The sequence below is a fragment of the Streptomyces sp. NPDC056628 genome, from assembly GCF_042792555.1.
Classification (GTDB): domain Bacteria; phylum Actinomycetota; class Actinomycetes; order Streptomycetales; family Streptomycetaceae; genus Streptomyces.
Genome location: NZ_JBHTWG010000008.1, coordinates 190031 through 215283 on the forward strand (window position 1 = coordinate 190031; position 25253 = coordinate 215283).

At 72.7% G+C, this 25253-nt stretch carries 28 protein-coding genes and 1 riboswitch; of the genes, 11 read left to right on the forward strand and 17 right to left on the reverse strand.

Annotation, left to right across the window (positions count from 1 at the left end; translation table 11 throughout):
• Positions 1-16 precede the first annotated feature (16 nt).
• The 6 genes from ACFRAC_RS14045 to ACFRAC_RS14070 all read right to left on the reverse strand — a co-directional run bounded on the left by ACFRAC_RS14045 (position 17) and on the right by ACFRAC_RS14070 (position 5024).
• Positions 17-964: a hypothetical protein gene (locus ACFRAC_RS14045; protein WP_382924131.1), complete on the reverse strand. Its 948-nt coding sequence runs from the start codon at positions 962-964 to the stop codon at positions 17-19.
• A gap of 57 nt (positions 965-1021) precedes the next feature.
• The gene (metF, locus tag ACFRAC_RS14050) at positions 1022-1945 is read right to left on the reverse strand and encodes a methylenetetrahydrofolate reductase [NAD(P)H] (protein ID WP_382924132.1); all 924 of its coding nucleotides are present in this window, start codon (positions 1943-1945) and stop codon (positions 1022-1024) included.
• 179 nt (positions 1946-2124) lie between these two features.
• On the reverse strand, positions 2125-2772 hold the full coding sequence (gene thiE / locus ACFRAC_RS14055) for a thiamine phosphate synthase (RefSeq protein ID WP_382924133.1): 648 nt from the start codon (positions 2770-2772) through the stop codon (positions 2125-2127).
• 216 nt (positions 2773-2988) lie between these two features.
• Complete coding sequence (locus ACFRAC_RS14060; RefSeq protein WP_382924134.1) at positions 2989-3354, reverse strand: Rv2175c family DNA-binding protein; 366 nt, start codon at positions 3352-3354, stop codon at positions 2989-2991.
• A gap of 76 nt (positions 3355-3430) precedes the next feature.
• Entirely contained in the window at positions 3431-4615 is a 1185-nt protein-coding gene (locus ACFRAC_RS14065; protein WP_382924187.1) for an NAD(P)/FAD-dependent oxidoreductase, read from the reverse strand.
• Positions 4616-4676: 61 nt separating this feature from the next.
• Positions 4677-5024: a hypothetical protein gene (locus ACFRAC_RS14070; RefSeq protein WP_382924135.1), complete on the reverse strand. Its 348-nt coding sequence runs from the start codon at positions 5022-5024 to the stop codon at positions 4677-4679.
• Positions 5025-5076: 52 nt separating this feature from the next.
• Positions 5077-5188: riboswitch (TPP riboswitch) on the forward strand.
• Here ACFRAC_RS14070 and thiO point away from each other — a divergent pair.
• The 6 genes from thiO to ACFRAC_RS14100 all read left to right on the forward strand — a co-directional run bounded on the left by thiO (position 5186) and on the right by ACFRAC_RS14100 (position 10941).
• The gene (gene thiO, locus ACFRAC_RS14075; protein ID WP_382924136.1) at positions 5186-6346 is read left to right on the forward strand and encodes a glycine oxidase ThiO; all 1161 of its coding nucleotides are present in this window, start codon (positions 5186-5188) and stop codon (positions 6344-6346) included. Its footprint overlaps the riboswitch before it by 3 nt.
• Positions 6343-6543: a sulfur carrier protein ThiS gene (thiS, locus tag ACFRAC_RS14080; RefSeq protein ID WP_382924137.1), complete on the forward strand. Its 201-nt coding sequence runs from the start codon at positions 6343-6345 to the stop codon at positions 6541-6543. Before thiO ends, thiS begins: the two co-directional genes overlap by 4 nt.
• Positions 6544-6546: 3 nt before the next feature.
• The gene (locus tag ACFRAC_RS14085; protein WP_382924138.1) at positions 6547-7341 is read left to right on the forward strand and encodes a thiazole synthase; all 795 of its coding nucleotides are present in this window, start codon (positions 6547-6549) and stop codon (positions 7339-7341) included.
• Between the two features lie 118 nt (positions 7342-7459).
• A complete protein-coding gene (gene pknB / locus ACFRAC_RS14090) occupies positions 7460-9391 on the forward strand; it encodes a Stk1 family PASTA domain-containing Ser/Thr kinase (RefSeq protein ID WP_382924139.1) in 1932 nt (643 codons plus the stop codon).
• A 90-nt stretch (positions 9392-9481) separates the two neighbouring features.
• Complete coding sequence (locus ACFRAC_RS14095; RefSeq protein WP_382924140.1) at positions 9482-10375, forward strand: deoxyribonuclease IV; 894 nt, start codon at positions 9482-9484, stop codon at positions 10373-10375.
• Positions 10376-10449: 74 nt separating this feature from the next.
• Complete coding sequence (locus ACFRAC_RS14100) at positions 10450-10941, forward strand: DUF4396 domain-containing protein (RefSeq protein WP_382924141.1); 492 nt, start codon at positions 10450-10452, stop codon at positions 10939-10941.
• A gap of 19 nt (positions 10942-10960) precedes the next feature.
• Here ACFRAC_RS14100 and ACFRAC_RS14105 read toward each other — a convergent pair whose 3' ends face one another.
• Positions 10961-11593, reverse strand: a complete 633-nt coding sequence (locus ACFRAC_RS14105; RefSeq protein ID WP_382924142.1) for a sulfite oxidase-like oxidoreductase — start codon at positions 11591-11593, stop codon at positions 10961-10963.
• Between the two features lie 175 nt (positions 11594-11768).
• Here ACFRAC_RS14105 and bfr point away from each other — a divergent pair, with 175 nt between their 5' ends.
• Positions 11769-12245: a bacterioferritin gene (gene bfr, locus ACFRAC_RS14110; RefSeq protein ID WP_382924143.1), complete on the forward strand. Its 477-nt coding sequence runs from the start codon at positions 11769-11771 to the stop codon at positions 12243-12245.
• A 21-nt stretch (positions 12246-12266) separates the two neighbouring features.
• Here bfr and ACFRAC_RS14115 read toward each other — a convergent pair whose 3' ends face one another.
• Together ACFRAC_RS14115 and ACFRAC_RS14120 are read right to left on the reverse strand one after the other, a co-directional pair.
• Positions 12267-12524: a bacterioferritin-associated ferredoxin gene (locus ACFRAC_RS14115; protein WP_382924144.1), complete on the reverse strand. Its 258-nt coding sequence runs from the start codon at positions 12522-12524 to the stop codon at positions 12267-12269.
• A 109-nt stretch (positions 12525-12633) separates the two neighbouring features.
• The gene (locus tag ACFRAC_RS14120) at positions 12634-13986 is read right to left on the reverse strand and encodes a class II 3-deoxy-7-phosphoheptulonate synthase (RefSeq protein ID WP_382924145.1); all 1353 of its coding nucleotides are present in this window, start codon (positions 13984-13986) and stop codon (positions 12634-12636) included.
• Positions 13987-14082: 96 nt separating this feature from the next.
• Here ACFRAC_RS14120 and ACFRAC_RS14125 point away from each other — a divergent pair, with 96 nt between their 5' ends.
• Complete coding sequence (locus tag ACFRAC_RS14125) at positions 14083-14139, forward strand: trp operon leader peptide (protein WP_382924188.1); 57 nt, start codon at positions 14083-14085, stop codon at positions 14137-14139.
• A gap of 94 nt (positions 14140-14233) precedes the next feature.
• Positions 14234-16114 carry an anthranilate synthase family protein gene (locus ACFRAC_RS14130; RefSeq protein WP_382924146.1) on the forward strand — a complete coding sequence of 627 codons (1881 nt, stop codon included), beginning with the start codon at positions 14234-14236 and terminating at the stop codon, positions 16112-16114.
• Here the strand turns inward: ACFRAC_RS14130 and ACFRAC_RS14135 are convergent.
• From ACFRAC_RS14135 to ACFRAC_RS14155, 5 genes are all read right to left on the reverse strand, one after another.
• Positions 16066-17061 (reverse strand): 2-hydroxyacid dehydrogenase, encoded by a 996-nt coding sequence (locus tag ACFRAC_RS14135; RefSeq protein ID WP_382924147.1) that lies wholly within the window; start codon positions 17059-17061, stop codon positions 16066-16068. The genes ACFRAC_RS14130 and ACFRAC_RS14135 overlap by 49 nt on opposite strands.
• A gap of 81 nt (positions 17062-17142) precedes the next feature.
• Entirely contained in the window at positions 17143-18171 is a 1029-nt protein-coding gene (locus ACFRAC_RS14140) for a 6-phosphofructokinase (protein WP_382924148.1), read from the reverse strand.
• Positions 18172-18309: 138 nt separating this feature from the next.
• Positions 18310-19002, reverse strand: a complete 693-nt coding sequence (locus ACFRAC_RS14145) for a response regulator (protein WP_382924149.1) — start codon at positions 19000-19002, stop codon at positions 18310-18312.
• Complete coding sequence (macS, locus tag ACFRAC_RS14150) at positions 18999-20234, reverse strand: MacS family sensor histidine kinase (protein WP_382924150.1); 1236 nt, start codon at positions 20232-20234, stop codon at positions 18999-19001. Before macS ends, ACFRAC_RS14145 begins: the two co-directional genes overlap by 4 nt.
• A 121-nt stretch (positions 20235-20355) precedes the next feature.
• On the reverse strand, positions 20356-21105 hold the full coding sequence (locus ACFRAC_RS14155) for a lysophospholipid acyltransferase family protein (protein ID WP_382924151.1): 750 nt from the start codon (positions 21103-21105) through the stop codon (positions 20356-20358).
• Between the two features lie 190 nt (positions 21106-21295).
• Here ACFRAC_RS14155 and ACFRAC_RS14160 point away from each other — a divergent pair, with 190 nt between their 5' ends.
• Complete coding sequence (locus ACFRAC_RS14160) at positions 21296-22075, forward strand: alpha/beta hydrolase (RefSeq protein WP_382924152.1); 780 nt, start codon at positions 21296-21298, stop codon at positions 22073-22075.
• Positions 22068-22706 (forward strand): hypothetical protein, encoded by a 639-nt coding sequence (locus tag ACFRAC_RS14165; protein ID WP_382924153.1) that lies wholly within the window; start codon positions 22068-22070, stop codon positions 22704-22706. Before ACFRAC_RS14160 ends, ACFRAC_RS14165 begins: the two co-directional genes overlap by 8 nt.
• A gap of 21 nt (positions 22707-22727) precedes the next feature.
• Here the strand turns inward: ACFRAC_RS14165 and ACFRAC_RS14170 are convergent, their stop codons facing one another.
• The 3 genes from ACFRAC_RS14170 to ACFRAC_RS14180 form a co-directional block, all read right to left on the reverse strand.
• Positions 22728-23483 (reverse strand): endonuclease/exonuclease/phosphatase family protein, encoded by a 756-nt coding sequence (locus ACFRAC_RS14170; protein WP_382924154.1) that lies wholly within the window; start codon positions 23481-23483, stop codon positions 22728-22730.
• A gap of 126 nt (positions 23484-23609) precedes the next feature.
• A complete protein-coding gene (locus ACFRAC_RS14175; RefSeq protein ID WP_382924155.1) occupies positions 23610-24563 on the reverse strand; it encodes an ROK family glucokinase in 954 nt (317 codons plus the stop codon).
• 135 nt (positions 24564-24698) lie between these two features.
• On the reverse strand, positions 24699-25235 hold the full coding sequence (locus tag ACFRAC_RS14180; protein WP_382924156.1) for a DUF5304 domain-containing protein: 537 nt from the start codon (positions 25233-25235) through the stop codon (positions 24699-24701).
• Positions 25236-25253 lie beyond the last annotated feature (18 nt).

A 25253-nucleotide genomic window follows, 5' to 3' on the forward strand; every position in this document is an offset into this window, starting at 1 on the left:
CCGGTGCGCGGACCCGTCAGAAACGGTACTGCTCGTCGTAACCCGGGCCCTGCTGCTGCCCGTTGCCCTGGTAGGGGTACTGCTGCTCGGGCGGGAGCTCGGCGCCGTACTCGTCGGTGCGCTGCTGCGGGACCCAGACACCGCCGGGCGGGGTGCCCTCGGGGTAGGTTCCGGTGGCGTACGCGTCCTGCCCGTAGGACTGCTGGCCGTACTGCTGCTGCCCGTAGGCGTCGTACGAGGCGCCGCCGTAGGTCTGGGTGCCGATGTACGGGTCGGAGTAGGCGGCGTACTGCTGCTGGCCGTTCGCGTCATAGCCGTACTGCTGCTGGTCGTACCCGGCGTAGCCGTCGTACGAGTAGCTCTGGTCGGCGGTGGCGTACTGCTCCTGGGACTGGCCCGCGTCGGCGTAGCCCTGCTGGGCGGCCGCGTAGGCGGCGTCGCTGTACACGCCGTAGGAGCCGGTGTCCTCCGGCAGGGGCTGCGGCTCGTAGACGGAGGTCGACTCGGCGGCCGTCTCCCGGCCCCCGCGCGCGGGGGTGAAGACGTCGTCGTGGTCGTAGTCGTCGGTGCCGTAGGCGGCGTGGTCGCGGCCGTAGTCGGCGCCGTCGTCCGGGTAGCCGTCGGCGGCCTCCAGGTCGGAGACCTCCAGGCTCGGCTCCTGGCGGTCGGCCTCGTCGCGGCGGCGCCTGGCGGCCAGCGGGCCGAGGGCCGGCGCGGAGACCGCCCAGCCGGCGGAGAAGCCGCGGCGGAACGACAGCGTGACGTAGGTCTGCCCGATCGCGAAGGCCGCGGCGCCCACTCCGATGACGATCACGGACTGCGTGAGCACGCCGAGGACGACGCCGAGGAAGCCGACGAAGGCGACCAGCCGCCAGCGCAGCCGTGCCTTGTACTGCAGCAGCACCTCACCGAGCAGCCACAGCGCGACGAAGCCGAACGCGATGTAGAGGACCGTCAAGCCCATGTACGCCCCTCTCCCAGTGGCCGCCTACGCAGTGTGACGTATATCAGGACGACCGGTCTAGGCCTGCGGTGGGTGGTGCAGGCCCAGGTTCTCGTGGATTTCCAGTGTCGCCGTGGAGTTGTTGAGCGTGATGAAGTGCAGTCCGGGCACTCCCTCGGCCAGCAGCCGTGCGCAGAACTCGGTGGCGAACTCGATACCGATGGAGCGTACCGCCGCGGGATCGTCCTTCGCTGCGAGGATCCGCTCTCTCAGGGCGTCCGGGAACGCGGCGTTGGTGAGGGAGGGGATCCGTTCCAGCGTCCGTACGCCGGCGATGGGCATGATCTCCGGGATGATCGGGGTGTCGCAGCCGGCGGCGGCGACCCGGTCGCGCAGCCGCAGATAGTCCTCCGGATCGAAGAACATCTGCGTGATCGCGTAGTCGGCGCCGGCCCGGCACTTGTCGACGAAGTGCCGCACGTCGGTGTCCCGGTCGGCGGAGCGCGGGTGCATCGCCGGGAAGGCCGCGACGCCGACGCAGAAGTCCCCGGACGCCTTGATCAGCTCGACGAGTTCGGCGGCGTAGGTGAGGCCGCGGGGGTGCGGCACCCAGTCGCCCAGCGGGTCGCCCGGCGGGTCGCCGCGCAGGGCCAGCATGTTGCGGATCCCGGCGTCGGCGTACTGCCCGATGATGTTCCGCAGGTCGGCCACCGAGTGGTCGACGGCGGTGAGGTGGGCGATCGGCGTGAGCGTGGTGTCCGAGGCGATGGCCTCGGTCGCCTTGACGGTGCCCGCGCGCGTGGAGCCCCCGGCGCCGTAGGTCACCGAGACGAAGTCGGGCCGGACGGCCTCGACCCTGCGCAGCGCGTTCCACAGGTTCCGCTCGCCCTTCGGGGTCTTGGGGGCGTAGAACTCGAAGGAATACGTCGTCTTGCCGGTCGCGAGCATCTCGCGCACGGTACGAGCGTGGTCCGACCTGATGGATGCGGTGCCGAGGGCCATACTCGCAGGTTAACCAGGGGCACCCGGTCCCCCAACCGGACACTGGACATTTGCCCGATTTGTCGCGTCCCTGTCCATCCCTTGGACAGATCGGGGCCGAAAGCGCCCCGCACGGCCCCCAAGATCCTCGAACGCCCACCATCCGAGACGCCGCGGTACGGAAAATGAGACGAGCCGGTTCAGTCCTGGCGCAGTCGCCCGGCGAGCTCGGCCGCGGCCGCGCCGGGGTCGTCCGCCTCCGTGAGGGCCCGTACGACGACGACCCGGCGGGCTCCGGCCTCCAGCACCCGGTCGAGGTTGCCGAGGTCGATGCCGCCGATGGCGAACCAGGGACGCTCGGTGCCGAGGGCGGCGGTGTGGCGGACCAGGCCGAGACCGGGGGCGGGCCGGCCGGGCTTGGTCGGGGTGGGCCAGCAGGGGCCGGTGCAGAAGTAGTCGACGCCCTCCTGGACGGCCGCCGCGGTGGCCTCCGCCTCGGTGTGCGTGGAGCGGCCTATCAGGACGTCGGGGCCGAGGATCGCCCGGGCGGCCGGGACGGGCAGGTCGCCCTGGCCCAGGTGCAGGACGTCGGAGCCGGCGGCATGGGCCACGTCGGCCCGGTCGTTGACCGCGAGGAGCTTGCCGTGCCGGGCGCACGCCTCGGCCAGGACCCGCAGGTGCTCCAGCTCCTCGGCGGCCTCCATGCCCTTGTCGCGCAGCTGCACGATGTCGACGCCACCGGCGAGCACGGCGTCCAGGAACTCCACGAGGTCGCCCTGGCGCCTGCGGGCGTCGGTGCACAGGTACAGCCGGGCGTCGGCGAGTTGCGCACGGGCGGTGTCGGACATGCGGAGCCCCCTGGGATCGGTGGTGCCGGGTGCCGGGCGGGTGCCGGACGCTGGCACGGTACCGGGAGCCGTCGCCGGGGTCCGGCGGCGGGCACGGGTGCACCGCGGGGCGCGGGATACGGATGCGGCGCCCGGGGCGTACGCCTGCCGGCCGGCGCCCCGGGCCGCGTGTCGTACGCGACCCGGGACCGGCCGAAGGGGGCTTGTGCGGGTCGGTCAGACGGCGAGCGCCTGGGCGCGGCGCTTCACCTCCGTGCCGCGGTTCTCGCTGAGGGCCTGCGCGGGCGTGCCGGGCAGGGAGGGGTCGGGAGTGAAGAGCCACTCCAGCATCTCTTCGTCCGTGAAGCCGTCGTCCCGCAGGAGCGTCAGGGTCCCGGACAGGCCCTTGACGACCTTGTCCCCGTCGATGAAGGCGGCGGGGACGTGCAGCGCGCGGTTCTCACCCCGGCGTACGGCGATGAGCTGGCCCTCCTTGACCAGCTGCCGGACGCGGGTCACCTCGACGCCGAGCATCTCGGCGATGTCGGGGACGGTGAGCCAGGCGGGGACGAGAGCATCGATCTTTGCGTCAATCTCGGTCACGGGAACAAGCCTGCCATCTGGCACCGACAGTCGGAAGTCAGGCCGGTCCGGCCGGGCGCGGCCGCCTGCCCGTGCGTCACGCCAACGCCGCCTTCAGGGGCCGCGCGGGGTCCGTCAGCAGCGAGGCGTCCATCGGCGCCCCCGCCTCGATCAGCCGCCGTCCCTGGGCGAGGTCCCGGGGGCGGCCCACCGCCAGGAGGGCGGCCAGCCGCCCCTCGCGCAGCCAGCACACCGACCAGGCGGGGCCGGCCGGGTCGCCGCGCCACAGCAGCGTGTCGGCGCCCGGGTGGTGTCCGGCGTACTGCACGAACCGGCCGAACTGCTCGGACCAGAAGTAGGGCACGGGGTCGTAGCGCGCGGTGGTCTCGCCGAGGATGTCGGCGGCGACCGTGCGGGGCCCCTGGAGGGCGTTGTCCCAGTGGTGGACCAGCAGCCGCTCGCCGTAGCGCCCGGACGGGAAGGAGGCGCAGTCGCCCACCGCGTACACGTCCGGGGCGGAGGTGCGCAGCCGGTCGTCGGCCAGCACCTCGCCCTGCGCGCCGAGCGCGATGTCCGAGCCGGTGAGCCAGGCGGTGGCGGGCCGGGCCCCGATGCCGACGACGACGGCGCCGGCGGGCACGCGCGTGCCGTCGCCCAGGACGACGGCGCCCTGCTCGACGCGCTCCACGCGCGTGCCGGTGCGCAGCACGGCCCCGCTGTCCGCGTACCAGGCGGCCATCGGCTCGGCCACCTCGGCGGGCAGGGCGCCCGCGAGCGGCCGCTCGGCGGCCTCCACGACGGTCACCGCGCAGCCCGCCTCCCGGGCGGCGGTGGTGAACTCGGCTCCGATCCAGCCCGCGCCGACGACCACGACGTCGTGCTGCCGGGCGAGCACCGGGCGCAGCCGCTCGGCGTCGTCCAGGGTGCGCAGCAGGTGCACGCCGGGGACGCCCTCGGTGCCGGGCAGCCGCAGAGGTTCGGCGCCGGTGGCGAGCACCAGCGCGTCGTAGGGGACGGGCCCGGTCTCGGTGTCCAGGACGCGGTCGGCGGTGCGGACGCCCAGCACCTCGCAGCCGAGCCGCAGTTCGACGCCGAGCGCCTCGAAGTCGACGTCGAAGGCGGAGCCCTCGGCGGTGCCGAGCAGCACGGCCTTGGACAGGGGCGGGCGGTCGTACGGCTGGTGGGGCTCGGCGCCGATCAGGGTGATCGTCCCCGAGAAGCCCTTCTCCCGCAGGGCGACCGCCGTCTGTACACCGGCCATGCCGGCGCCGGCGACGACCACGGACCGCTGCGACTGGGTGGTTGGCTCGCTCACCTGATCACCATAGACACGTGACGTGCCGTCAGTCAGGACGCGGGACCTGCTCGACCACACTGGTGCCGCTGCCCGGCTGCGACTCCCACTCCCAGGTCTCCGTCAGCCGCACGCGCCCGTCGGGGAGTTCGCCCACCGTGGACACGCAGTGGCCCGAGGAGGTCGTGCCGTCCCGCTTGAGCTGCACATACCGGAAGTCCAGCCGGTCGCCGTCCCGGGTGCCGACGAGGTGCCCGCGCACGACGTCGCCGCCGCCGTACTCGGCCCAGACCACGCCGTCCTGCTCGTGGTACGTGAACCGGGTGCGCGTCCCCACCTGCCCCGGCGCCTGGTCGGCGACGGGGGCGAGGAGGAGACCGTCGAGCGAGCGGGCCATGCGGGGAGGCTCCCTTACCGATACCTGGGACTGCGGGCTAGGGTGGCCACCGTAGAGCACTCGCGGGAGCCCGGACGCACCGGGCTGAGAGGGAGGCTGGCGGCCTCCGACCGTACGAACCTGATCCGGGTCATGCCGGCGAAGGGAGGGGCTGGACGCCCATGTCCTCACGTACGTCAGACGTCCTCGTCGTCGGGGGCGGGATCATCGGCCTGGTCACGGCGTGGCGGGCCGCGCAGCGCGGGTTCGCCACGGCCGTGGTGGACCCGGAGCCGGGCGGCGGGGCCGCCCAGGTGGCGGCCGGGATGCTGGCCGCGGTCACCGAACTCCACTACGGCGAACAGAGCCTGCTCGGCCTGAACCTCGACTCGGCCCGCCGCTACCCGGACTTCGCGGCCGAGCTCGCCGACCTCACCGGACACACCCTCGGCTACCGCCGGTGCGGCACGCTGGCCGTGGCCCTCGACGCGGACGACCGCGCCCACCTGCGGGAGCTGCACGCCCTGCAGACCCGTTCGGGGCTGGACTCCGAGTGGCTGACCGGCCGGGAGTGCCGGCGCCTGGAGCCGATGCTCGCGCCCGGTGTGCGCGGTGGGCTGCGGGTGGACGGCGACCACCAGGTCGACCCCCGGCTGCTCACCGGGGCGCTGCTGGAGGCGTGCGAGCGGGCCGGTGTGACCTTCCACCGGGCCTGGGCCGAGCGCCTGGACGTCACGGCGGACCGGGCGACGGGGGTCACCACCACGGAGGGCACGGCGCTGCGCGCGGACCGGGTGGTCCTCGCCGCCGGCAGTCGGAGCGGCCGGCTCGCGGGCGTCCCGGACGACGTACGGCCGCCCGTGCGGCCCGTGAAGGGGCAGGTGCTGCGGCTGACCGTGCCGCGGGGCCTCGCGCCGTTCCTGAACCGGACGGTGCGGGCGATGGTGCGGGGCAGCCAGGTGTACCTGGTGCCGCGCGAGAGCGGGGAGCTGGTCGTCGGGGCGACGAGCGAGGAGCTGGGCTGGGACACCACGGTGACCGCCGGCGGCGTGTACGAGCTGCTGCGCGACGCCCACGAGCTGGTGCCCGGCCTCACCGAGCTGCCGCTGGCCGAGACCCGGGCGGGCCTGCGCCCCGCCTCCCCCGACAACGCGCCGCTGCTCGGCCCGACCGCCCTGGACGGGCTGCTGCTCGCCACCGGGCACCACCGCAACGGCGTGCTGCTCGCGCCGGTCACCGGGGACGTCCTGGCGCATGTCCTGACCACCGGTGAACTGCCGGACGTTGCGCGTGACTTCACGCCGTTGCGGTTCGCAGCCGCCCCCCAGGAGCAGCCGGCATGAACATCTCGCTCAACGGGCAGCGGCGGCGGGTCGCCCCCGGCACGGCGCTCGACGCCGCCGTCCGGCTGCTCACGGCGGCCCCCTCCGGGGTGGCCGCCGCCCTCAACGAGACCGTCGTCCCGCGCGCGCAGTGGCCGTCGACGCCGCTGCGCGAGGGGGACCGCGTCGAAGTCCTGACCGCCGTGCAAGGAGGCTGACCCATGGCCGACGACCCCCTCGTCATCGGGGACCTGTCCCTCACCTCCCGGCTGATCATGGGCACGGGCGGGGCGCCCAGCCTGGACGTGCTGGAGCGGGCACTTGTGGCGTCCGGGACGGAGCTGACGACCGTCGCGATGCGGCGGGTGGACCCCTCGGTGCACGGCTCGGTCCTCTCCGTGCTCGACCGGCTCGGCATCCGGGTGCTGCCGAACACCGCGGGGTGCTTCACCGCGGGCGAGGCGGTGCTGACGGCACGCCTCGCCCGCGAGGCGCTCGGCACGGACCTGGTCAAGCTGGAGGTCATCGCCGACGAGCGGACCCTGCTGCCGGACCCGATCGAGCTGCTGGACGCGGCGGAGACGCTGGTGGACGACGGGTTCACGGTGCTGCCGTACACCAACGACGACCCGGTGCTGGCGCGCAGGCTGGAGGACGCCGGGTGCGCGGCGATCATGCCGCTGGGCTCCCCCATCGGCTCCGGGCTCGGCATCCGCAATCCGCACAACTTCGCGCTGATCGTGGAGCACGCGCGCGTGCCGGTGATCCTGGACGCGGGAGCCGGGACGGCCTCGGACGCGGCGCTCGCGATGGAGCTGGGCTGCGCGGGCGTGATGCTCGCCTCGGCGGTGACGCGGGCCCAGGAGCCGGTGCTGATGGCCGACGCGATGCGGCACGCGGTGGAGGCGGGCCGGCTGGCCCGCCGGGCGGGCCGGATCCCCCGGCGGCACTTCGCCGAGGCGTCCTCCCCGGTGGACGGCCTGGCGCGGCTGGATCCGGAACGGCCGGCCTTCTGAAAATACGTTCGGTCAAGGCGCCCGGAGGGTGAGGCGTCCGTCACAGGACGGTCGCAGTCCCGCCCCGATCTCTTCGGGACCGGACGGGGTGTCGGTGTCGGCTCGTACACTCACCTGCGTGGATACGACCCTTCAGGACCCTCTGGTCGGGCAGGTGCTCGACGGCCGGTATCGCGTGGACGCGCGGATCGCGGTCGGCGGGATGGCCACGGTCTACCGGGCCCTGGACACCCGCCTCGACCGCGTGCTCGCGCTCAAGGTGATGCATCCGGCGCTGGCGGTGGACGGGGCGTTCGTCGAGCGGTTCATCCGGGAGGCGAAGTCCGTCGCCCGGCTGGCCCATCCGAACGTGGTGCAGGTCTTCGACCAGGGCGCCGACGGGTCGTACGTCTATCTCGCGATGGAGTACATCGCCGGCTGCACCCTGCGGGACGTCCTGCGCGAGCGCGGGGCGCTCCAGCCGCGGGCCGCGCTCGACATCCTGGAGCCGGTGCTCGCCGCGCTCGGCGCCGCGCACCGGGCCGGGTTCGTGCACCGGGACATGAAGCCGGAGAACGTGCTGATAGGGGACGACGGCCGGGTCAAGGTCGCCGACTTCGGCCTGGTGCGCTCGGTGGACACCGTGACCAGCACCACCGGGGCCGTCCTCGGCACCGTCTCGTATCTCGCGCCCGAGCAGATAGAGCAGCCGGGCGCCGCCGACGCCCGTGTCGACGTGTACGCCTGCGGTGTCGTCCTGTACGAGATGCTGACCGGCGGGAAGCCGCACGACGGGGACTCACCCGCTGTGGTCCTCTACAAGCACCTGCACGAGGACGTCCCGCCGCCCTCCGCGGTGGTGCCGGGCCTGGCCTACGAGCTCGACGAGCTGGTCGCCTCCGCCACCGCCCGCACCCCGGGCGTCCGTCCGTACGACGCCGTGACCCTGCTCGCGCAGGCCCGGGTGGCGCGCGCGGCGCTCACCGACGGGCAGCTGGACGCGATGCCCCCGCAGGCGCTGTCCGGCGGGCACGACAACGCCGACGACCGCACGAGCGTGATCCCGCGCGGGCTCACCGTGGCCCGGCCGCTGCCGGTCGACGGGGACGGCCGCGTCGACCGCACCAGCCGCCTGGAGATGCCGCCGCCCCCGCCGTCCGGGCCGCCCCGCGCGCGGGCCGCGCGCCGGCCGCGCGGCCCCCTGGTCGTGGTGGCCGCCGTGCTGCTGGCCCTGGGTCTGGGCGCGGGCATCTGGTACATCAACTCCGGCCAGTTCACCGAGGTCCCGCCGCTGCTGTCGAAGACCGAGGCGCAGGCCCGGGACCGTCTGGAGCAGGACGGGCTCGACGTCGGCCGGGTGCGGCGGGCGTACAGCGACACCTTCGACCGCGGCACCGTCGTCGGCACGGACCCGAGGCCGGGCGCCCGCATCCGGCAGAACGACTCCGTGGACCTGGTCGTCTCCCTCGGCCCGAGGACGGTGAAGGTGCCGGATCTGCGGGACCGCCCGCTCGCCGAGGCGCGGGCCGCGCTGAAGGACCGCGGCCTGGAGCCGGGCATGGTGACGCGCGAGTTCGACGACGAGGTCGCGCGCGGCTCCGTGATCTCCTCGTCCCCCGGCGACGGTGCCACGGTCCGCTCGGGCTCCGCGGTCGCGCTCACCGTCAGCAAGGGCAGCCCCGTCGACATCCCGGACGTCACCGGCGACAGCGTGGAGGACGCGCGGGCCGAGCTGCAGGAGGCCGGCCTGAAGGTGAAGATCGCGCCCGCCCGGGTCAACTCCGAGTTCGACGCGGGCCAGGTCGCCCGGCAGTCGCCGCGCGAGGGCCTCCAGGCGGCCGAGGGCGACACCGTCACGCTGACCCTCTCCAAGGGCCCGGAGATGATCGAGGTCCCGGACGTGGTCGGCGAGAGCGTCGACGACGCCACGGACCGCCTGGCGGCCGCCGGTTTCGAGGTCGACGAGGACCGCGGGCTGCTCGGCCTGTTCGGGGACACGGTCAAGAAGCAGTCCGTGAAGGGCGGCGACACGGCGCCCAAGGGGTCGACGATCACCATCACCATCCGGTGAGGCGATCCCCTGGACGACGACTGCCGGCGGGACGGCCCCGGTCACCGGGCGGGTGACCGGACATTTGACGCCGCATGGCACCCTGGACCGGTGAGAAGTCAGCAGTTCGGCACCCCCCTCCCCGGCCCCTCCCGCAATCCCGTCGGCGGCCATGTCCCCGTGGCCGGCGGCCTCAGCTCCGTCGGTCTCGCCTACGCCCGTGACCTGAAGGCCGAGGCGGTCCAGGTCTTCGTCGCCAACCCCCGGGGGTGGGCGACCCCGGCCGGCAACGCTCGCCAGGACGAGGAGTTCCGGGCCGCCTGCGCCGCCGAGTCGATACCGGCGTACGTGCACGCTCCGTACCTGATCAACTTCGGCTCGCACACCGAGGCGACCGTCGAGAGGTCCGTGGAGTCGCTGCGGCACTCGCTGCGGCGCGGCCGGGAGATCGGCGCGCTCGGCGTGGTGGTGCACACGGGCAGCGCGACCGGCGGCCGGGACCGCTCCGTCGCCCTGAAGCAGGTCCGCGAGCACGTGCTGCCGTTGCTCGACGAGCTGACCCACGACGACGACCCCTTCCTGCTGCTGGAGTCCACCGCCGGGCAGGGCTCCTCGCTGTGCTCGCGGACCTGGGACTTCGGGCCGTACTTCGAGGCCCTGGACGCCCATCCGAAGCTGGGGGTCTGCCTGGACACCTGCCACATCTACGCGGCCGGCCACGACCTCACCGGCCCCTCCGGGATGCACCAGACCCTGGACCTGCTGGTGGACACGGTCGGCGAGGGCCGGCTGAAGCTGATCCACGCCAACGACTCCAAGGACGTCGTCGGCGCGCACAAGGACCGGCACGAGAACATCGGCGCGGGGCACATCGGGGAGGACCCGTTCCGCGCGCTGATGACCCACCCGGCGACCGCGGGCGTTCCGCTGATCATCGAGACCCCCGGCGGCATGCAGGGGCACGCGGCGGACGTGGAACGGCTGAAGAAACTCCGCGACGGCTGACCCGCCCAGGAATACCCCCAGGGGGTATGTGGTTCTGGTGGAGCGAGAAACGGAACCGCGCGTCAGGGGGCGTCATGGAGCACGAGGCACACGCGTCACACGTTCATCACCACCACGAGGCGGCAGCCGCCGGCGGCGGGTGGCAGACCGCCGTCCGGGCCACGCTGCACTGCCTCACCGGCTGCGCCATCGGCGAGGTGCTGGGCATGGTGATCGGCACCGCGCTCGGCTGGAGCGCCGTGCCGACCCTGGTCCTGGCGATCGTCCTGGCCTTCTTCTTCGGCTACGCGCTCACGCTGCGCGGCGTCCTCGAGGCGGGCCTCGGACTGGGCGCCGCAGTGAAGGTGGCGCTGGCCGCCGACACCCTGTCCATCGCGGTGATGGAGCTGGTCGACAACGGCGTGATCGCGCTGTGGCCGGGCGCCATGGACGCCGAGCTCGGCGACCCGCTGTTCTGGTGGGTGCTGGCGATCGCGCTGGCCGTCGCCTTCGTCCTCACCACTCCGGTCAACAAGTGGATGATCGGCCGGGGCCGCGGGCACGCGGTGGTGCACCAGTACCACTGAGTCCCGTCCGCACCAGGAGTCAGAGCTCGGGGCCCTCCCCGGGCTCCTCCTGGTAGGAGTAGCGCTGCTCGCGCCACGGGTCGCCCACGTTGTGGTAGCCGCGCTCCTCCCAGAAGCCGCGCCGGTCGGCGGTCATGTACTCCACGCCACGGACCCACTTGGGTCCTTTCCAGGCGTACAGGTGGGGAACGACCAGACGCAGTGGGAAGCCGTGCTCGGCGGTCAGCAGCTCGCCGTCCCGATGGGTGGCGAAGATCGCGCGGTCGGAGGCGAAGTCGTCCAGCCGCAGGTTGGAGCTGAAGCCGTATTCGGCCCACACCATGACATGGGTGACGGCGGGCGCCGGCGGCGCGATGTCCAGGATCGTGCGCGCCGGGATGCCGCCCCACTCGGCGCCGAGCATGCTGAACTTCGTCACGCAGTGCAGGTCGGCGACGAGGCTGGCGTACGGCAGGGCCGTGAACTCCTCATGGGTCCAGCTGTGCTTCTCGCCGTCGGCCGTGGCGCCGAAGACCCGGAAGTCCCAGCGCTCGGGGCGGAACTTGGGCACCGGGCCGTAGTGCGTGACAGGCCATCCGCGCTGGACGCGCTGCCCCGGCGGGAGCTCGGAGTGTGCTGCTGCCTCACCTTCGCGCTCCACCGGCTGACCCATGCCTCCATCCTGACAGACCCGGGACAGTGCACCTGACCACACCCCCCACCCAACCGTGCAAAACGGACTAAGCGTGGACTTACTTACTAAGTGAAGACTTACTGGACGATCTTCGCGTCCGGTGGAATCATGCGCCGCATCCTGCCAGTCCCTCGCTTGGAAGGAGCCCGAAGCGATGCAGGGCGACCCCGAGGTCCTCGAATTCCTGAACGAGCAGCTCACCGGTGAGCTCACCGCGGTCAACCAGTACTGGCTGCACTACCGCATCCAGGACAACAACGGCTGGACGAAGCTCGCGACGTACACGCGGGAAGAGTCCATCGACGAGATGAAGCACGCGGACAAGCTCACCGAGCGCATCCTCATGCTGGACGGCCTGCCCAACTACCAGCGGCTCTTCCATGTGCGGGTGGGCCAGACGGTCACGGAGATGTTCCAGGCCGACCGGCAGGTGGAGATGGAGGCGATCGACCGCCTCAAGCGCGGCATCGAGCTGATGCGCTCCAAGGGCGACGTCACGTCCGCGAACATCTTCGAGGAGATCCTGGCGGACGAGGAGCACCACATCGACTACCTGGACACCCAGCTGGAGCTCATCGACAAGCTCGGGGAGGCGCTCTACATCGCCCAGCAGATCGAGCAGCCGAGCTAGGGCCGGCCCGGACCTTTCGGTCTAGGCGGCGTCCTCGAGGTCGGAGACGACCGACCCACCGCGGTCGGCGAGCTCACGGCGGGTGCAGGCGCCCCGGCCCAGCAGCGCCTGGATACGGCGCACGCACGATCCGCAGTCGGTGCCGGCCTTGCAGGCCGAGGCGACCTGGCGAGGGGTGCAGGCGCCGTTCTCCGCGTGCTTCTTGACCTGCTGTTCGGTGATGCCGAAGCAACTGCAGACGTACACGCGGTTCACCTCCCGGCGGGGTCGAAGTGCCATCCCCTGATCGGTGAGGCAAACCTAACCTTACTCGTCCTGGCAGGAGCGCAAAAGTGGTGTGGGGCGCGGATCGTGTGATCCGCGCCCCACACCTACGTGATCGGAAAGATCACTGGTCGCGGTACATCTCCGCGACGAGGAACGCCAGGTCGAGCGACTGGCTGCGGTTCAGCCGCGGGTCGCAGGCCGTCTCGTAGCGCTGGTGCAGATCGTCGACGAAGATCTCGTCGCCGCCGCCCACGCACTCGGTGACGTCGTCGCCGGTGAGCTCCACGTGGATGCCGCCCGGGTGGGTGCCCAGCGACTTGTGGACCTCGAAGAAGCCCTTGACCTCGTCCAGGACGTCGTCGAAGCGGCGGGTCTTGTGCCCGGAGGCCGCCTCGAAGGTGTTGCCGTGCATCGGGTCGGTCACCCAGGCCACGGTGGCACCGGAGGCGGTGACCTTCTCGACGAGCTCGGGGAGCTTGTCCCGGATCTTGTCGGCGCCCATGCGGACGATGAAGGTCAGCCGGCCCGGCTCGCGGTCCGGGTCGAGGCGGTCGATGTACTGCAGCGCCTCCTCGGCCGTCGTCGTCGGGCCGAGCTTGATGCCGATGGGGTTGCGGATCTTCGAGGCGAACTCGATGTGCGCGCCGTCGAGCTGCCGGGTGCGCTCACCGATCCACACCATGTGCCCGGAGACGTCGTACAGCCGGCCGGTGCGGGAGTCGACCCTGGTCAGCGCGGACTCGTAGTCGAGCAGCAGCGCCTCGTGCGAGGCGTAGAACTCGACCGTCTTGAACTCCTCCGGGTCGGCCCCGCAGGCGTGCATGAAGTTGAGCGCCTGGTCGATCTCGCGGGCCAGCTGCTCGTAGCGCTGTCCGGACGGGGACGACTTCACGAAGTCCTGGTTCCAGGCGTGTACCTGGCGCAGGTCGGCGTAGCCGCCGGTGGTGAAGGCGCGCACCAGGTTGAGCGTGGAGGCGGAGGCGTTGTACATCCGCTTCAGCCGCTCGGGGTCCGGGACGCGGGCCTTCTCGGTGAAGTCGAAGCCGTTGACGGAGTCGCCGCGGTAGGTCGGCAGGGTGACGCCGTCGCGGGTCTCGGTCGGCTTGGAGCGCGGCTTGGAGTACTGGCCGGCGATCCGGCCGACCTTCACGACCGGCACCGAGGCGGCGTACGTGAGCACGGCGCCCATCTGGAGCAGGGTCTTGAGCTTGTTGCGGATGTGATCCGCGGACACCCCGTCGAACGCCTCGGCGCAGTCGCCGCCCTGGAGGAGGAACGCCTCTCCCTTGGCGACGGCCGCCAGACGGGCGCGCAGCTGGTCGCACTCGCCCGCGAAGACGAGTGGCGGATACGACTCGAGGTCCGCGATCACTGCGCGCAGAGCCTCGGGGTCGGGGTACTCGGGCTGCTGCGCCGCGGGCAGGTTTCGCCAGGTGTTGCCAGCGCTCGCGCTGGTCTTAGCGTTCACGGTCACGTCCTCAACATTACGGGGTCGTGTCGGGCGTCCCGCCCCATGCCCAGCAATTGAGACACGGGGTACACGACTCGGACATGGGGTAGGGTGCCAGGCATGTTCGCGCACTCGATCCAGAACTGGTGGTGGACCGCTCATTCGGCGGCCCGCTGACTGCGCGTATCCAGACTTCGCGAAGGCCGCCCGAGGGGCGGCCTTCGGTGTTTCCCGGGGTCCGTTCCTCCCAGCGAGAAGGAACATCGGACCCATGCAGCTGCTCGACCTGCTCGACGATCCCCGCCCGTTCGCCCTGCTGCGCCGTCGCGCGCCGGGCCACGACGAGAACACCGTGGAGGTCCTCCTCGGCCCCGTCGCCTCCCGCGACCGGCTGGCCGACCTCCCCGACGAGGGCCTGGCGCTGGTGCCCTTCCGGCAGATCCGCGAGCGCGGCTTCGACGTCCGGGACGACGGCACCCCCTTGCTGGTGCTGACGCCCGAGGAGTCGCACACCGTGCCGCTGGCCGACGCCCTGGCGCAGCTCCCGGCCCACGAGGTGCGGGTCGAGGGCGGCGGCTTCGACGTCGGCGACGAGGAGTACGCGGAGATCGTCGGGCGGGTGCTGGACGAGGAGATCGGGCGGGGCGAGGGCGCCAACTTCGTGATCCGGCGGACGTACGAGGGCCGGATCGACGGGTTCTCCCGGGCCGACGCGCTCGCGCTGTTCCGGCGGCTGCTGGAGGGCGAGCGGGGCGCGTACTGGACGTTCGTCGTCCACACCGGCGACCGCACGCTGGTCGGGGCCAGCCCCGAGGTGCATGTGCGGATGTCGGGCGGCACGGTCGTGATGAACCCGATCAGCGGGACGTACCGCTACCCCGCGGAGGGGCCGACCCCCGAGCACCTGCTGGACTTCCTCGCCGACGGCAAGGAGATCGAGGAGCTGTCGATGGTGGTCGACGAGGAACTGAAGATGATGTGCACCGTCGGCGACATGGGCGGGGTCGTCGTCGGGCCCCGGCTGAAGGAGATGGCGCACCTCGCGCACACCGAGTACGAGCTGCGCGGGAAGTCCTCGCTGGACGCGCGGGACGTGCTGCGGGAGACCATGTTCGCGGCGACCGTGACCGGCTCGCCCGTGCAGAACGCCTGCCGGGTCATCGAGCGGCACGAGTCCGGTGGGCGCGGCTACTACGCGGGCGCCCTGGCCCTGCTCGGCCGGGACTCCGGCGGGGCGCAGACCCTCGACTCCCCCATCCTGATCCGCACCGCCGACATCGACGCCGGCGGGCGGCTGCGGGTGCCGGTCGGCGCCACGCTGGTGCGCGGCTCGGACCCGGCAGGCGAGGTGGCCGAGACCCACGCGAAGGCGGCCGGGGTGCTGGCGGCGCTGGGGGTGGGGCCGTCCCGGCCGCGCGCCGGGCACGCGCGCGTGCGGCTCTCCGACGACCCGCGCGTGCGGGCCGCGCTGGACGGGCGGCGGACGTCGCTGGCTCCGTTCTGGCTGCGGATGCAGGAGCGGGGCGACGAGCTCACCGGTGACGCCCTGGTCGTCGACGGCGAGGACACCTTCACCGCGATGCTGGCGCACCTGCTGCGCGCCGGCGGCCTCGGGGTGAGCGTCCGGCGCTACGACGAGCCGGGGCTGCGGGAGGCGGTGCTCGCGCACGAGGGGCCGGTGGTGCTCGGCCCCGGTCCCGGCGACCCCTGCGACCTGTCCGACCCGAAGATGCGCTTCCTGCGGGACCTGACCGCCGAGGTCGTACGGCACCACCGGCACGGCGTGCTCGGCGTCTGCCTCGGCCATGAGCTGATCGCGGCCGAGCTGGGCCTGGACATCGTGCGCAAGGACGTGCCGTACCAGGGCGCGCAGACCACGATCGACCTGTTCGGGCGGCCGGAGACGGTCGGCTTCTACAACAGCTTCGTGGCGCGCTGCGACGACGAGGCGCTGCAGGAGCTGGCCGCGCGCGGCGTCGCGGTCAGCCGGGCGGAGAACGGGGAGGTGCACGCCCTGCGCGGTCCCGGCTTCGCCGGGGTGCAGTTCCACCCCGAGTCGGTGCTGACGCTGAACGGCGCCGCCGTCGTCCGGGAGCTGGTGGGTCAGCTGCGCGGGACCAGCACGTTCTCCGAGCGGCGGCCCGCGGTGTAGTCGAGGACGTTGCGCACGGTGGTGTCGACGATCTGGCCGACGGCGTCCCGTGTGTAGTACGCCTGGTGGGAGGTGACCAGGACGTTCGGGAAGGTGACCAGGCGGGCCAGGGTGTCGTCCTCGATGGCCTGGAGCGACTTGTCCAGGAAGAACAGTCCGGCCTCGGCCTCGTAGACGTCGAGGCCGACCCCGGTGAAGCGGCCCTCGCGCAGTTCGGCGACGAGGGCCGCGGTGTCGATGAGCCCGCCCCGGCTGGAGTTCACGAGGATCGCGTCGTCCTTCATCGTCCGCAGCGCGTCCGCGTCGATCAGCCGGCTGGTCTCGGGCATCAGCGGGACGTGCAGGCTGACCAGGTCGGACTCGGCGAGGAGCCGCTCCTTGGGGACGTACCGCATGCCGAGCTGCATACAGGCGGGGTTCTCGGCGACGTCCCAGCCGAGCAGTTTCATGCCGAACCCGTGGGCGATGCGGGCGAAGGCCTCGCCGATCTTCCCGCTGCCGAGGACGCCCGCGGTGCGGCCGTGCAGGTCGCGGCCCATCAGCCCGTCGAGGCGGAAGTCGAAGTCACGCGTGCGCGTGGAGGCCCGCACGACGCGGCGGTTGACCGCCATGGCGAGGGTCCACGCGAACTCGGCCACCGAGTAGGGCGAGTAGTACGAGACCCGGGCGACGGTCATGCCGAGGGCACTGGCGACGTCGAGGTCGATGTTGTTGAAGCCGGTGGAGCGCTGGGCGACCATCCGGGTGCCGCCGGCCGCGAGGGCCCGCAGCACGGAGGCGCCCAGGTCGCAGTTGACGCTGGTGCAGACGATCTCGTGGCCCGCCGCGATGGGGGCGGTGTCGTCGTTGAGGAAGACGTCCAGGCAGCGGACGGCGTGGTGGTCCCTGAACGCCTCCTGGATCAGGGGTTTCTCGTCGGCCTGCACGCCGAAGGCGACGATCTCCAAGGCTGCTCCCGCTCGTAGGGCTGTGGGCCGCAATATACGGCCCACAACCCGTCGCCGCCGGGCGGTCGGGCCCGGCGCCGGTCAGCCGAAGAAGACGCCGGCCTCGTCGTAGAGCGTGGCGTCGACCGTCTTCAGCTTGGCCGTCGCCTCGGCGATCGGGACGCGCACGATGTCCGTGCCGCGCAGCGCGACCATCTTGCCGAAGTCGCCGTCGCGGACCGCCTCGATGGCGTGCAGTCCGAAGCGGGTGGCGAGCCAGCGGTCGAAGGCGCTCGGGGTGCCGCCGCGCTGGATGTGCCCGAGGACGGTGGTGCGGGCCTCCTTGCCGGTCCGCTTCTCGATCTCCTTGGCCAGCCACTCGCCGACCCCGGAGAGCCGCACGTGCCCGAAGGAGTCGAGCGACTCGTCCTTGAGCACCATGTCGCCGTCCTTGGGCATGGCGCCCTCGGCGACCACCACGATCGGGGCGTACGACGCCTTGAAGCGGGAGGTGATCCAGGCGCAGACCTTGTCGACGTCGAAGCGCTGCTCGGGGATGAGGATGACGTTGGCACCGCCGGCCAGCCCGGAGTGCAGGGCGATCCAGCCGGCGTGACGGCCCATCACCTCGCAGACCAGCACCCGCATGTGGGACTCCGCGGTGGTGTGCAGCCGGTCGATGGCCTCCGTCGCGATGCCGACGGCGGTGTCGAAGCCGAAGGTGTAGTCGGTGGCGGACAGGTCGTTGTCGATGGTCTTCGGCACGCCGACGCAGGGCACGCCGTACTCGTCGGACAGCCGGGCGGCGACCCCGAGGGTGTCCTCGCCGCCGATGGCGATCAGCGCCTGGATCTCCTGCTTGGCGAGGTTGTCCTTGATGCGCCGGATGCCGTCCTGTTCCTTGAGGGGGTTGGTGCGCGAGGAGCCGAGGATGGTGCCGCCGCGGGGCAGGATGCCGCGCACGGCGGGGATGTCGAGACGGACGGTGTCGTTCTCGAGCGGACCTCGCCAGCCGTCCCGGAAGCCCACGAATTCGTAGCCGTACTCCTGGACGCCCTTGCGGACGACGGCCCGGATGACGGCGTTGAGACCGGGGCAGTCGCCGCCTCCGGTCAGTACTCCGACCCGCATGGAAATGTCCCTTCGCCGGGGTTGCCTGGTGAGGCCACGCTAATGGTGAGCCAGGTCACACAGCGATGGGTCGGACCGGCAATTCCGGTGAACGACCGGGTATTTCGTTTACGGCTCGTCAAGCCGGCGACGCGCGGTTCACTCCTCGTCGAGGCCCCGCTCTATCGCGTACCGCACCAGCTCCACGCGGTTGTGCAGCTGGAGCTTGCCGAGGGTGTTCTGCACGTGGTTCTGCACCGTGCGGTGGGAGATGACGAGGCGTTCGGCGATCTGCTTGTAGCTCAGGCCCTTCGCGACCAGCCGCAGCACCTCGGTCTCCCGCTCGGTGAGCTGCGGGGCGCCCGGCCGCCCGGCCTCCTGCGCGGGCGGCGCCGGCTCGGAGGCCAGCCTGCGGTACTCGCCGAGGACCAGCCCGGCCAGGCCCGGCGTGAACACCGGGTCGCCGACGGCGGTGCGGCGCACCGCGTCCAGCAACTCCTCGGTCGACGCCGACTTCAGCAGGTAGCCGGTCGCGCCCGACTTCACGGCCTCCAGGACGTCGGCGTGCTCGCCGCTCGCGGACAGCACGAGGACGCGCAGCGCGGGGTTGTGCGCGACGAGTTCCTTGCAGACCTGGACACCGGGCTTGGCGGGCAGGTTCAGGTCGAGCACCAGCACGTCGGGGCCGGCGGCCTTGGCGCGGCGCACCGCCTGCTCGCCGTCGCCCGCGGTGGCGACGACCTCGAAGCCGGACGCGTCCAGATCGCGGGCGACCGCGTCACGCCACATCGGGTGGTCGTCGACCACCATCACCCTGATCGGCTCCCGCTGTCCGCTCGCGCCGTCCGTCATCGCTGCTCCGCCTTCCCCCGCGAGGCACTGCCGGCCTTCGGTACCTTCAGTTCCACCTCGGTGCCCTGCCCCGGCACCGAGATCACCTCGGCGGTGCCGCCGAGGTCGCGCAGCCGTCCGCGGATCGACAGGGCGACCCCGAGCCGGCCTTCGCCCTCGGCCTCGGCGAGCCGGCCCTCGGGGATGCCGGGGCCGTCGTCCCGGACGGTGACGACCACCTCGCCTGGCTCGTCCTCGACGAGGATCCACGCGCGCGCCTCGGCCCCGGCGTGCGCGCGCACATTGTCCAGGGCGGCCCCGACGGCCGCCGTCAGCTCCCGCGCGACGGCCGGGGGCAGCGACACCGGAGCCCCGGGCTCCGCGAGGCTGACCCGCGCACCGGCGTACGGGGCGAGCAGCGACCGCACGTCCACCGGCCCGCCGTCGCCGCCGTCGTCTGGCTCCTCCACGGCCCGCACGACGGCGCCCTCGGCGGCGTCCTCCGAGACCCGGGAGACCGGCACCAGTCCGCCGGAGACCAGGGTGCGCAGGGCCACCTCCTGCTCGCCGGCCATCCGGCCGAGCTCGGCCGCCTCGCCGCCGATGACGGCGCCGCGCCGCTGCACCATCGCCAGTACCTGCAGGACGCTGTCGTGGATGTCCCGGGCCAGCCGCTCCCGTTCCCGGGTGGCCGCCTCGATCTCCAGGGCGCGGGCGAGGGTGCGCTCGGAGGCGCGGGCGACCTCGACGACGTAGCCGATGGCGATGGACGCGATCCAGACGAGCAGCACCATGTGGATGGTGTCCCGGGTGGGCACCCCGGAGCGCTCGGCCAGGTTGGCGGCGGCCACCAGCGTGGAGGCGAACGCGGCCCAGCGCCAGCCGCCCTTGATGGCGAAGGCCAGCACGGCGCCCGCGGTCCAGATCGACGGCAGGGTGGGCGCCCCGGCGTCGATCCGCTCGGGCGACTCCGCGACCCGGGTCAGCAGGATGCCGGCGACGGCGACGGACAGGTCCACGGCGAGGAAGGCCCGGGTGCAGCTCGCGGCGTTGGCGACCCTCGGCAGGGTGGCGAGGGTCCAGACGACCAGGACGGCGAAGTAGCCGAGGGCGACCCAGGGCCGGGCCACCTGGTCGTGCGCGCTGACGAACAGGCCGATCGCGTAGACCGCGGTCAGTACCCGGTACCCGGCGAGCGCACGCCACAGCGGCTGCTCGACCGACATCCTCATGACCCGCTCACGCCTGGCCACGCCCCCACCCCCTGTGTGCCGGACCCGGCCCCGGACGGCCCCTGGGGAGTGTCTCGCCGATCATGCCGGGCTCCCGGCGCCCGGCACCGCTCGCTGATCCGGCCCGATCGACGGGACTCCCCTAGGCCCCGGGACGCTCCTCGTCCGGCTTCCTCGTCTTCTTCGCCTGTTCCTTCTCGGCCTTGGCGGCCTCCGCGATCTGCCGCTTGGCGGCGGTCGCGTATATGTCGACGTACTCCTGGCCGGAGAGCTTCATGATCTCGTACATGACCTCGTCGGTCAGCGCCCGCAGGACGAAACGGTCGTGCTCCATGCCCTGGTACCGGGTGAAGTCCATGGGCTTGCCGATCCGGATGCCCGGCCGCATCAGCTTGGGCATGACCTGCCCGGGCGGCTGGATCTTCTCGGTGTCGATCATGGCGACGGGGATGACCGGCGCCCCGGTGGCGAGCGCCACGCGCGCGAGGCCGCCCGGCTTGCCCCGGTAGAGCCGTCCGTCGGGCGAGCGCGTGCCCTCCGGGTAGATCCCGAACAGCTCGCCCCGCTCCAGCACCTCTATGCCGCTGCTGATGGCCGCCTCGCCCGCGCCGCGCGCGCCCGAGCGGTCCACCGGCAGCTGGCCGACGCCCTTGAAGAACGCCGCCGTCAGCCGGCCCTTGACCCCCGGGGTGGTGAAGTACTCGGCCTTCGCGATGAAGGTCACCTTGCGGTCGAGGATTGCGGGCAGGAAGAACGAGTCGGAGAACGACAGGTGGTTGCTCGCCAGGATCGCGGCACCCTCGGGGGGAATGTTCTCCAGGCCCTCCACCCAGGGCCGGAAGGCGACCTTCAACGGTCCTCCGATGGCCACCTTCATCGCGCCGTACAACAACCCTGTGCCTCCTGTGTGTGTGGAGGAGACCTTAACCCGGAGCGCGGCGGAAGGACCCGACGGCCCTGGTCGGTGTCAGTGCGGTCGCGTACGGTGAACCTCACCGGGCTGTAGTGACACGCGGCTGCCGCGTGAGCCGATGTCGTCGTGCACGTCCATGCCGTCCCTCTCACGAACGGGAGACCGTAAGGTGCCGGTCCTTCCTGGAGCCGAGCCGTACCGCCGCGAGGGCACAGAGGTCGGGGTCCTCCTGTGCCACGGATTCGCCGGCTCCCCGCAGTCGCTGCGCCCCTGGGCGGAGCATCTCGCCGCGCGCGGGTTCACCGTCTCGGTGCCACTGCTGCCGGGGCACGGCACGCGCTGGGAGGACCTGCGGATCACCGGCTGGCAGGACTGGTACGCCGAGGTGGACCGTGAGCTGCGCGCCCTGCGCGACCGCTGCTCCCAGGTCTTCGTCGGCGGCCTGTCCCTGGGCGGCGCCCTGGCGCTGCGGCTGGCCGCCCGGCACGGCCGGGACGTGTCCGGGGTGCTGGCCGTCAACCCGGCGAGCCGGCTGCACGGCCTGCCCGCGCGCACCCTGCCGGTCGCGCGTCACCTGGTGCGCACGGGGCCGGGGATCGCCGGCGGCATCGCGAAGGAGGGCGCCGGCGAGGTCGGCTACGACCGGGTGCCGCTGCACGCCGCGCACTCCCTGCGGTCCTTCCTCCGCCTGGTCGACGGCGAGCTCCCGCAGGTCACACAGCCCCTGCTGCTCCTGCGCAGCGGACAGGACCGCGTCGCGCCCGCGGCGGACGCGGCCCGGGTCCTGAGCCGGGTGTCCTCCACCGACGTGACGGAGATCGTGCTGGAACAGAGCCGTCACGTCGCGACGTTGGACCATGACGCGGACCGGATCCACGAGGAGAGCCTCGCATTCATCGGCCGGCTCGCGACCGGTGCCGGCAAGGAAGGGACGACCGCACGTGGCTGAGCACGACTCCGGCTCCGACCGTGACAGACACGAGGAGCGCGAGCCCGACGAGCAGCACGTCCCGTTCGACGAGGACGCCGCCTGGGCCGCGATCGTCGCCGGGTACGGCGAGGAGCCGACGGACCCGCCCGGGACCAAGCCGTTCAAGTCGGTCGAGGACCTGGCGCGGCTCGAATCGGGCGTCAACGACTCCGCGGCCGGCGCCGCGGACGCCGAGCCGAAGGCGGAGCGGACCGAGCCCGGCGACACCGCCGTGAAGGACGACGACGGTGGGGACGCGCCGGTGCGCCCGCTGGGCGCCTCCGTCTCCTTCGCGCCCGGCGTCGGCCCCCGCGACTACAGCGCGCCCGAGCCGACGGAGGACGACTTCGACGCCGACGACGAGGGCCACTTCGTCCCGCCGGAGCCGCCGCCGCTGCCCGAGGCGGACGCGACCGCGAAGTTCGCCTGGCTCGCGGTGGTCGGCGGGCCGGTGCTGCTGCTGCTCGCCGTCCTGTTCGGCTGGGACATGACGTGGTGGCTGGCCACGCTCGGCATCGGCGGTTTCCTGGGCGGCTTCGGCACGCTGGTGATGCGGCTGAGGACGGACGACGAGGACGGCGACGACCCCGGGCGGGGCGCTGTCGTCTGACCCGGCGCTCGCCGCCCCGGGTCAGCCCTGTTGCGCGGCGGGCACCCTGAGGGCGGCGAGGACCGGCAGATGGTCCGTGGCCGCCCGCAGGTCCTCCTGCGTCACCCCGGGCAGGTCCAGCGGGACACCGCAGCCGAGCACCTCCACGCCCTCGGTGGCGAAGATCGCGTCGATGCGCTGGTGCGGGTCGAGCGGTGTCGAGGTGTGCTCGCCGCCCCAGGGGGCGGTGGCCCAGCCGTCCTGGAGGCTGCCGGCGAGCCGGCGGAAGGTGCGGCCGGTGGGCCGGTCGTTCAGGTCTCCCCCGGCGACGGCGTGCTCCACACCGAGCGCGGACAGCCGGTCCAGCAGCATGCCGCCCTGTTCCAGACGCTCGTCCGCGTACAGGGAGAGGTGGCAGCTCAGGACGCCGAGGCGGGCACCGCCGAAGCGGACCACGGCGGTGGCGAAGCCGCGCCGATGGTGCCCGGGGACCAGCGGCAGCAGCACGTCCTCGGTGCGTTCCACGGTGGCCCGCAGACCGCACAGGATCGCCGGTCCCGCCGCGGTGGCCCCGCCGGTGAGGATGACGAGGTCGGCGGCGCGGGCCAGCCGGGCGAGTTTCTTGCGCCAGCGGAAGAACCGCGGTGCCTCCTGGACGAGGACCAGGTCGGGGGCGCAGGCGCGGATCACTCGGGCGAGGGCCGCGGTGTCGTCGCGCAGGGAGCGGACGTTGTAGCTCAGGACGCGGAGGGTGGCCGAACCGTCGGGGTCGGTGCGGGACTCGGGGAGCGGCGCCATGCCGGTCAATGTACGCCCGACGGCCCCGGGGCGCGGGGTCAGGGAGACGGCCTGTCCGTGGCCGGTCACGCAGGTCCCCGCGCCCCTGAGCGGTGGCGCGTGCGGTGCCTTACGAGGCGTAGCGCGTCACATGATCGGGTCGGGCTCGCGCGCCAGGTCGGCGGCGCCCACGAGTCCGGCCTTGTTGCCGAGCTGCGCGGCGATGACGTCGGCGACCGGGCGCCAGTTGCCGCCCACCAGCCAGCGCTTGTAGGACTTGCGGATGGGGTCGAGGACCAGTTCGCCCTCGTCGGAGAGGCCGCCGCCGACGATGAACGCGGACGGGTCGAACAGCGAGGCCAGGTCGGCGAGGCCGGCGCCGGCCCAGCGGGCGAGCTCCCGGTAGGAGTCGACGGCGACCGGGTCGCCCTGCCGGGCGGCCATGGAGATGTGCTTGCCCTCCACGCCGTCGGGGGTGCCGTCGCCCAGGCCGAGCAGGATCTCGGCGTTCTCCGGGGTGGCGTTGGCGCGCTGCTTGGCGTAGCGCACGAGGGCGCGGCCGGAGGCGTACTGCTCCCAGCAGCCCTGGCTGCCGCAGCCGCACATCAGGCCGTCCGGCACCATGCGGATGTGGCCGAACTCGGCGGCCACGCCGAAGTGCCCGCGGCGCAGCTTGTTGCCGATGATGATGCCGCCGCCGAGGCCGGTGCCCAGCGTGATGCAGATGACGTTGCGGTGGCCCTTGCCCGCGCCGAACTTGTACTCGCCCCAGGCGGCCGCGTTGGCGTCGTTCTCCACGACGACGGGGAGGCTGACGCGGGCCTCGACCTTCTCCTTCAGCGGCTCGTTGCGCCAGTCGATGTTCGGCGCGAAGTACACCTCGGAACGCTGGCGGTTGACGTATCCGGCCGCACCGATGCCCACGCCGACGATCTCGTGCCCGGCGCGCGCGCCCTCCACCGCGGAGGCGATGGCGTCCACGATGCCCTCGGGCGTGCCCGGGGTCGGCACCTTGTGGGTCGAGAGGATGTTGCCTTCCTCGTCGACCACGCCGGCCGCGATCTTCGTGCCGCCGATGTCGACGCCGATGGTGAGTCCCATGAATCCCTCAGTTTCGGTCGAGCCCCGCTACGGCCAACCGTACCCGAGGCCCTTGCCGTCGGGTTCGCGTCGTCCGTTCGGTGGACGGGACCGGGGATCCGCGCCCGTGCCGGGGTGCGCCCGGCACGGGCGGGGTCAGTCGAGGTCGATCCGCTCGCCGGGGCCGGCGTCGTCGCCCCGGTCGCGGCCGTCCCCGGGGGCCTGGCCGCCGCCGTCCCCCGCGGTCCAGCGGCGCTCCTGGTTCTGGGCGGCCGAACGGTAGGCGGCCAGCAGTTCGTTGCCGGCGGCGGCGAGATGGTCAAATACGTCCGGGTTGCGCTCGATGACCGGTTCGACGGCGGCCTTGGCCTGCTCCACGACCTGCTTGACCATCTGCTGGGCGGCGGGTCCGGCGACCGCGCCGAGCAGCGGGGACCGCAGGGTGGAGAGCCGGTCGGCGATGGCGTCGACGAACTTGCGCAGTTCCTCGGCGGCCGAGCCGGGCGGCTGTCCGTCGCGGGCCCGGCGGCGGGCCTTCTCCTCGGCGAGGTCCTCGGCGCAGGCCGTCGCCCAGGCGTCGGCGTCGGCCTTTCGCGCCTCGTTCACGGGCTCGTGCCTGTCGGCGTCGGCCGTCCGTGCCTCGTCCACCGGCTCGTGCCCGTCGGCGTCGGGCGGGGGGAGCTCTTCGCTCATGACGGACTCCTGACTACG

Bases quoted from the DNA above. Each gene is read 5' to 3' on its own strand.
- ACFRAC_RS14045 (WP_382924131.1), bottom strand. From the start codon at position 964: ATGGGCTTGACGGTCCTCTACATCGCGTTCGGCTTCGTCGCGCTGTGG.
- metF (WP_382924132.1), bottom strand. From the start codon at position 1,945: ATGGCCCTCGGCACCGCATCCATCAGGTCGGACCACGCTCGTACCGTG.
- thiE (WP_382924133.1), bottom strand. From the start codon at position 2,772: ATGTCCGACACCGCCCGTGCGCAACTCGCCGACGCCCGGCTGTACCTG.
- ACFRAC_RS14070 (WP_382924135.1), bottom strand. From the start codon at position 5,024: ATGGCCCGCTCGCTCGACGGTCTCCTCCTCGCCCCCGTCGCCGACCAG.
- thiO (WP_382924136.1), top strand. From the start codon at position 5,186: ATGTCCTCACGTACGTCAGACGTCCTCGTCGTCGGGGGCGGGATCATC.
- thiS (WP_382924137.1), top strand. From the start codon at position 6,343: ATGAACATCTCGCTCAACGGGCAGCGGCGGCGGGTCGCCCCCGGCACG.
- ACFRAC_RS14085 (WP_382924138.1), top strand. From the start codon at position 6,547: ATGGCCGACGACCCCCTCGTCATCGGGGACCTGTCCCTCACCTCCCGG.
- ACFRAC_RS14100 (WP_382924141.1), top strand. From the start codon at position 10,450: ATGGAGCACGAGGCACACGCGTCACACGTTCATCACCACCACGAGGCG.
- ACFRAC_RS14105 (WP_382924142.1), bottom strand. From the start codon at position 11,593: ATGGGTCAGCCGGTGGAGCGCGAAGGTGAGGCAGCAGCACACTCCGAG.
- bfr (WP_382924143.1), top strand. From the start codon at position 11,769: ATGCAGGGCGACCCCGAGGTCCTCGAATTCCTGAACGAGCAGCTCACC.
- ACFRAC_RS14115 (WP_382924144.1), bottom strand. From the start codon at position 12,524: ATGGCACTTCGACCCCGCCGGGAGGTGAACCGCGTGTACGTCTGCAGT.
- ACFRAC_RS14130 (WP_382924146.1), top strand. From the start codon at position 14,234: ATGCAGCTGCTCGACCTGCTCGACGATCCCCGCCCGTTCGCCCTGCTG.
- ACFRAC_RS14140 (WP_382924148.1), bottom strand. From the start codon at position 18,171: ATGCGGGTCGGAGTACTGACCGGAGGCGGCGACTGCCCCGGTCTCAAC.
- ACFRAC_RS14145 (WP_382924149.1), bottom strand. From the start codon at position 19,002: ATGACGGACGGCGCGAGCGGACAGCGGGAGCCGATCAGGGTGATGGTG.
- ACFRAC_RS14170 (WP_382924154.1), bottom strand. From the start codon at position 23,483: ATGGCGCCGCTCCCCGAGTCCCGCACCGACCCCGACGGTTCGGCCACC.
- ACFRAC_RS14175 (WP_382924155.1), bottom strand. From the start codon at position 24,563: ATGGGACTCACCATCGGCGTCGACATCGGCGGCACGAAGATCGCGGCC.
- ACFRAC_RS14180 (WP_382924156.1), bottom strand. From the start codon at position 25,235: ATGAGCGAAGAGCTCCCCCCGCCCGACGCCGACGGGCACGAGCCGGTG.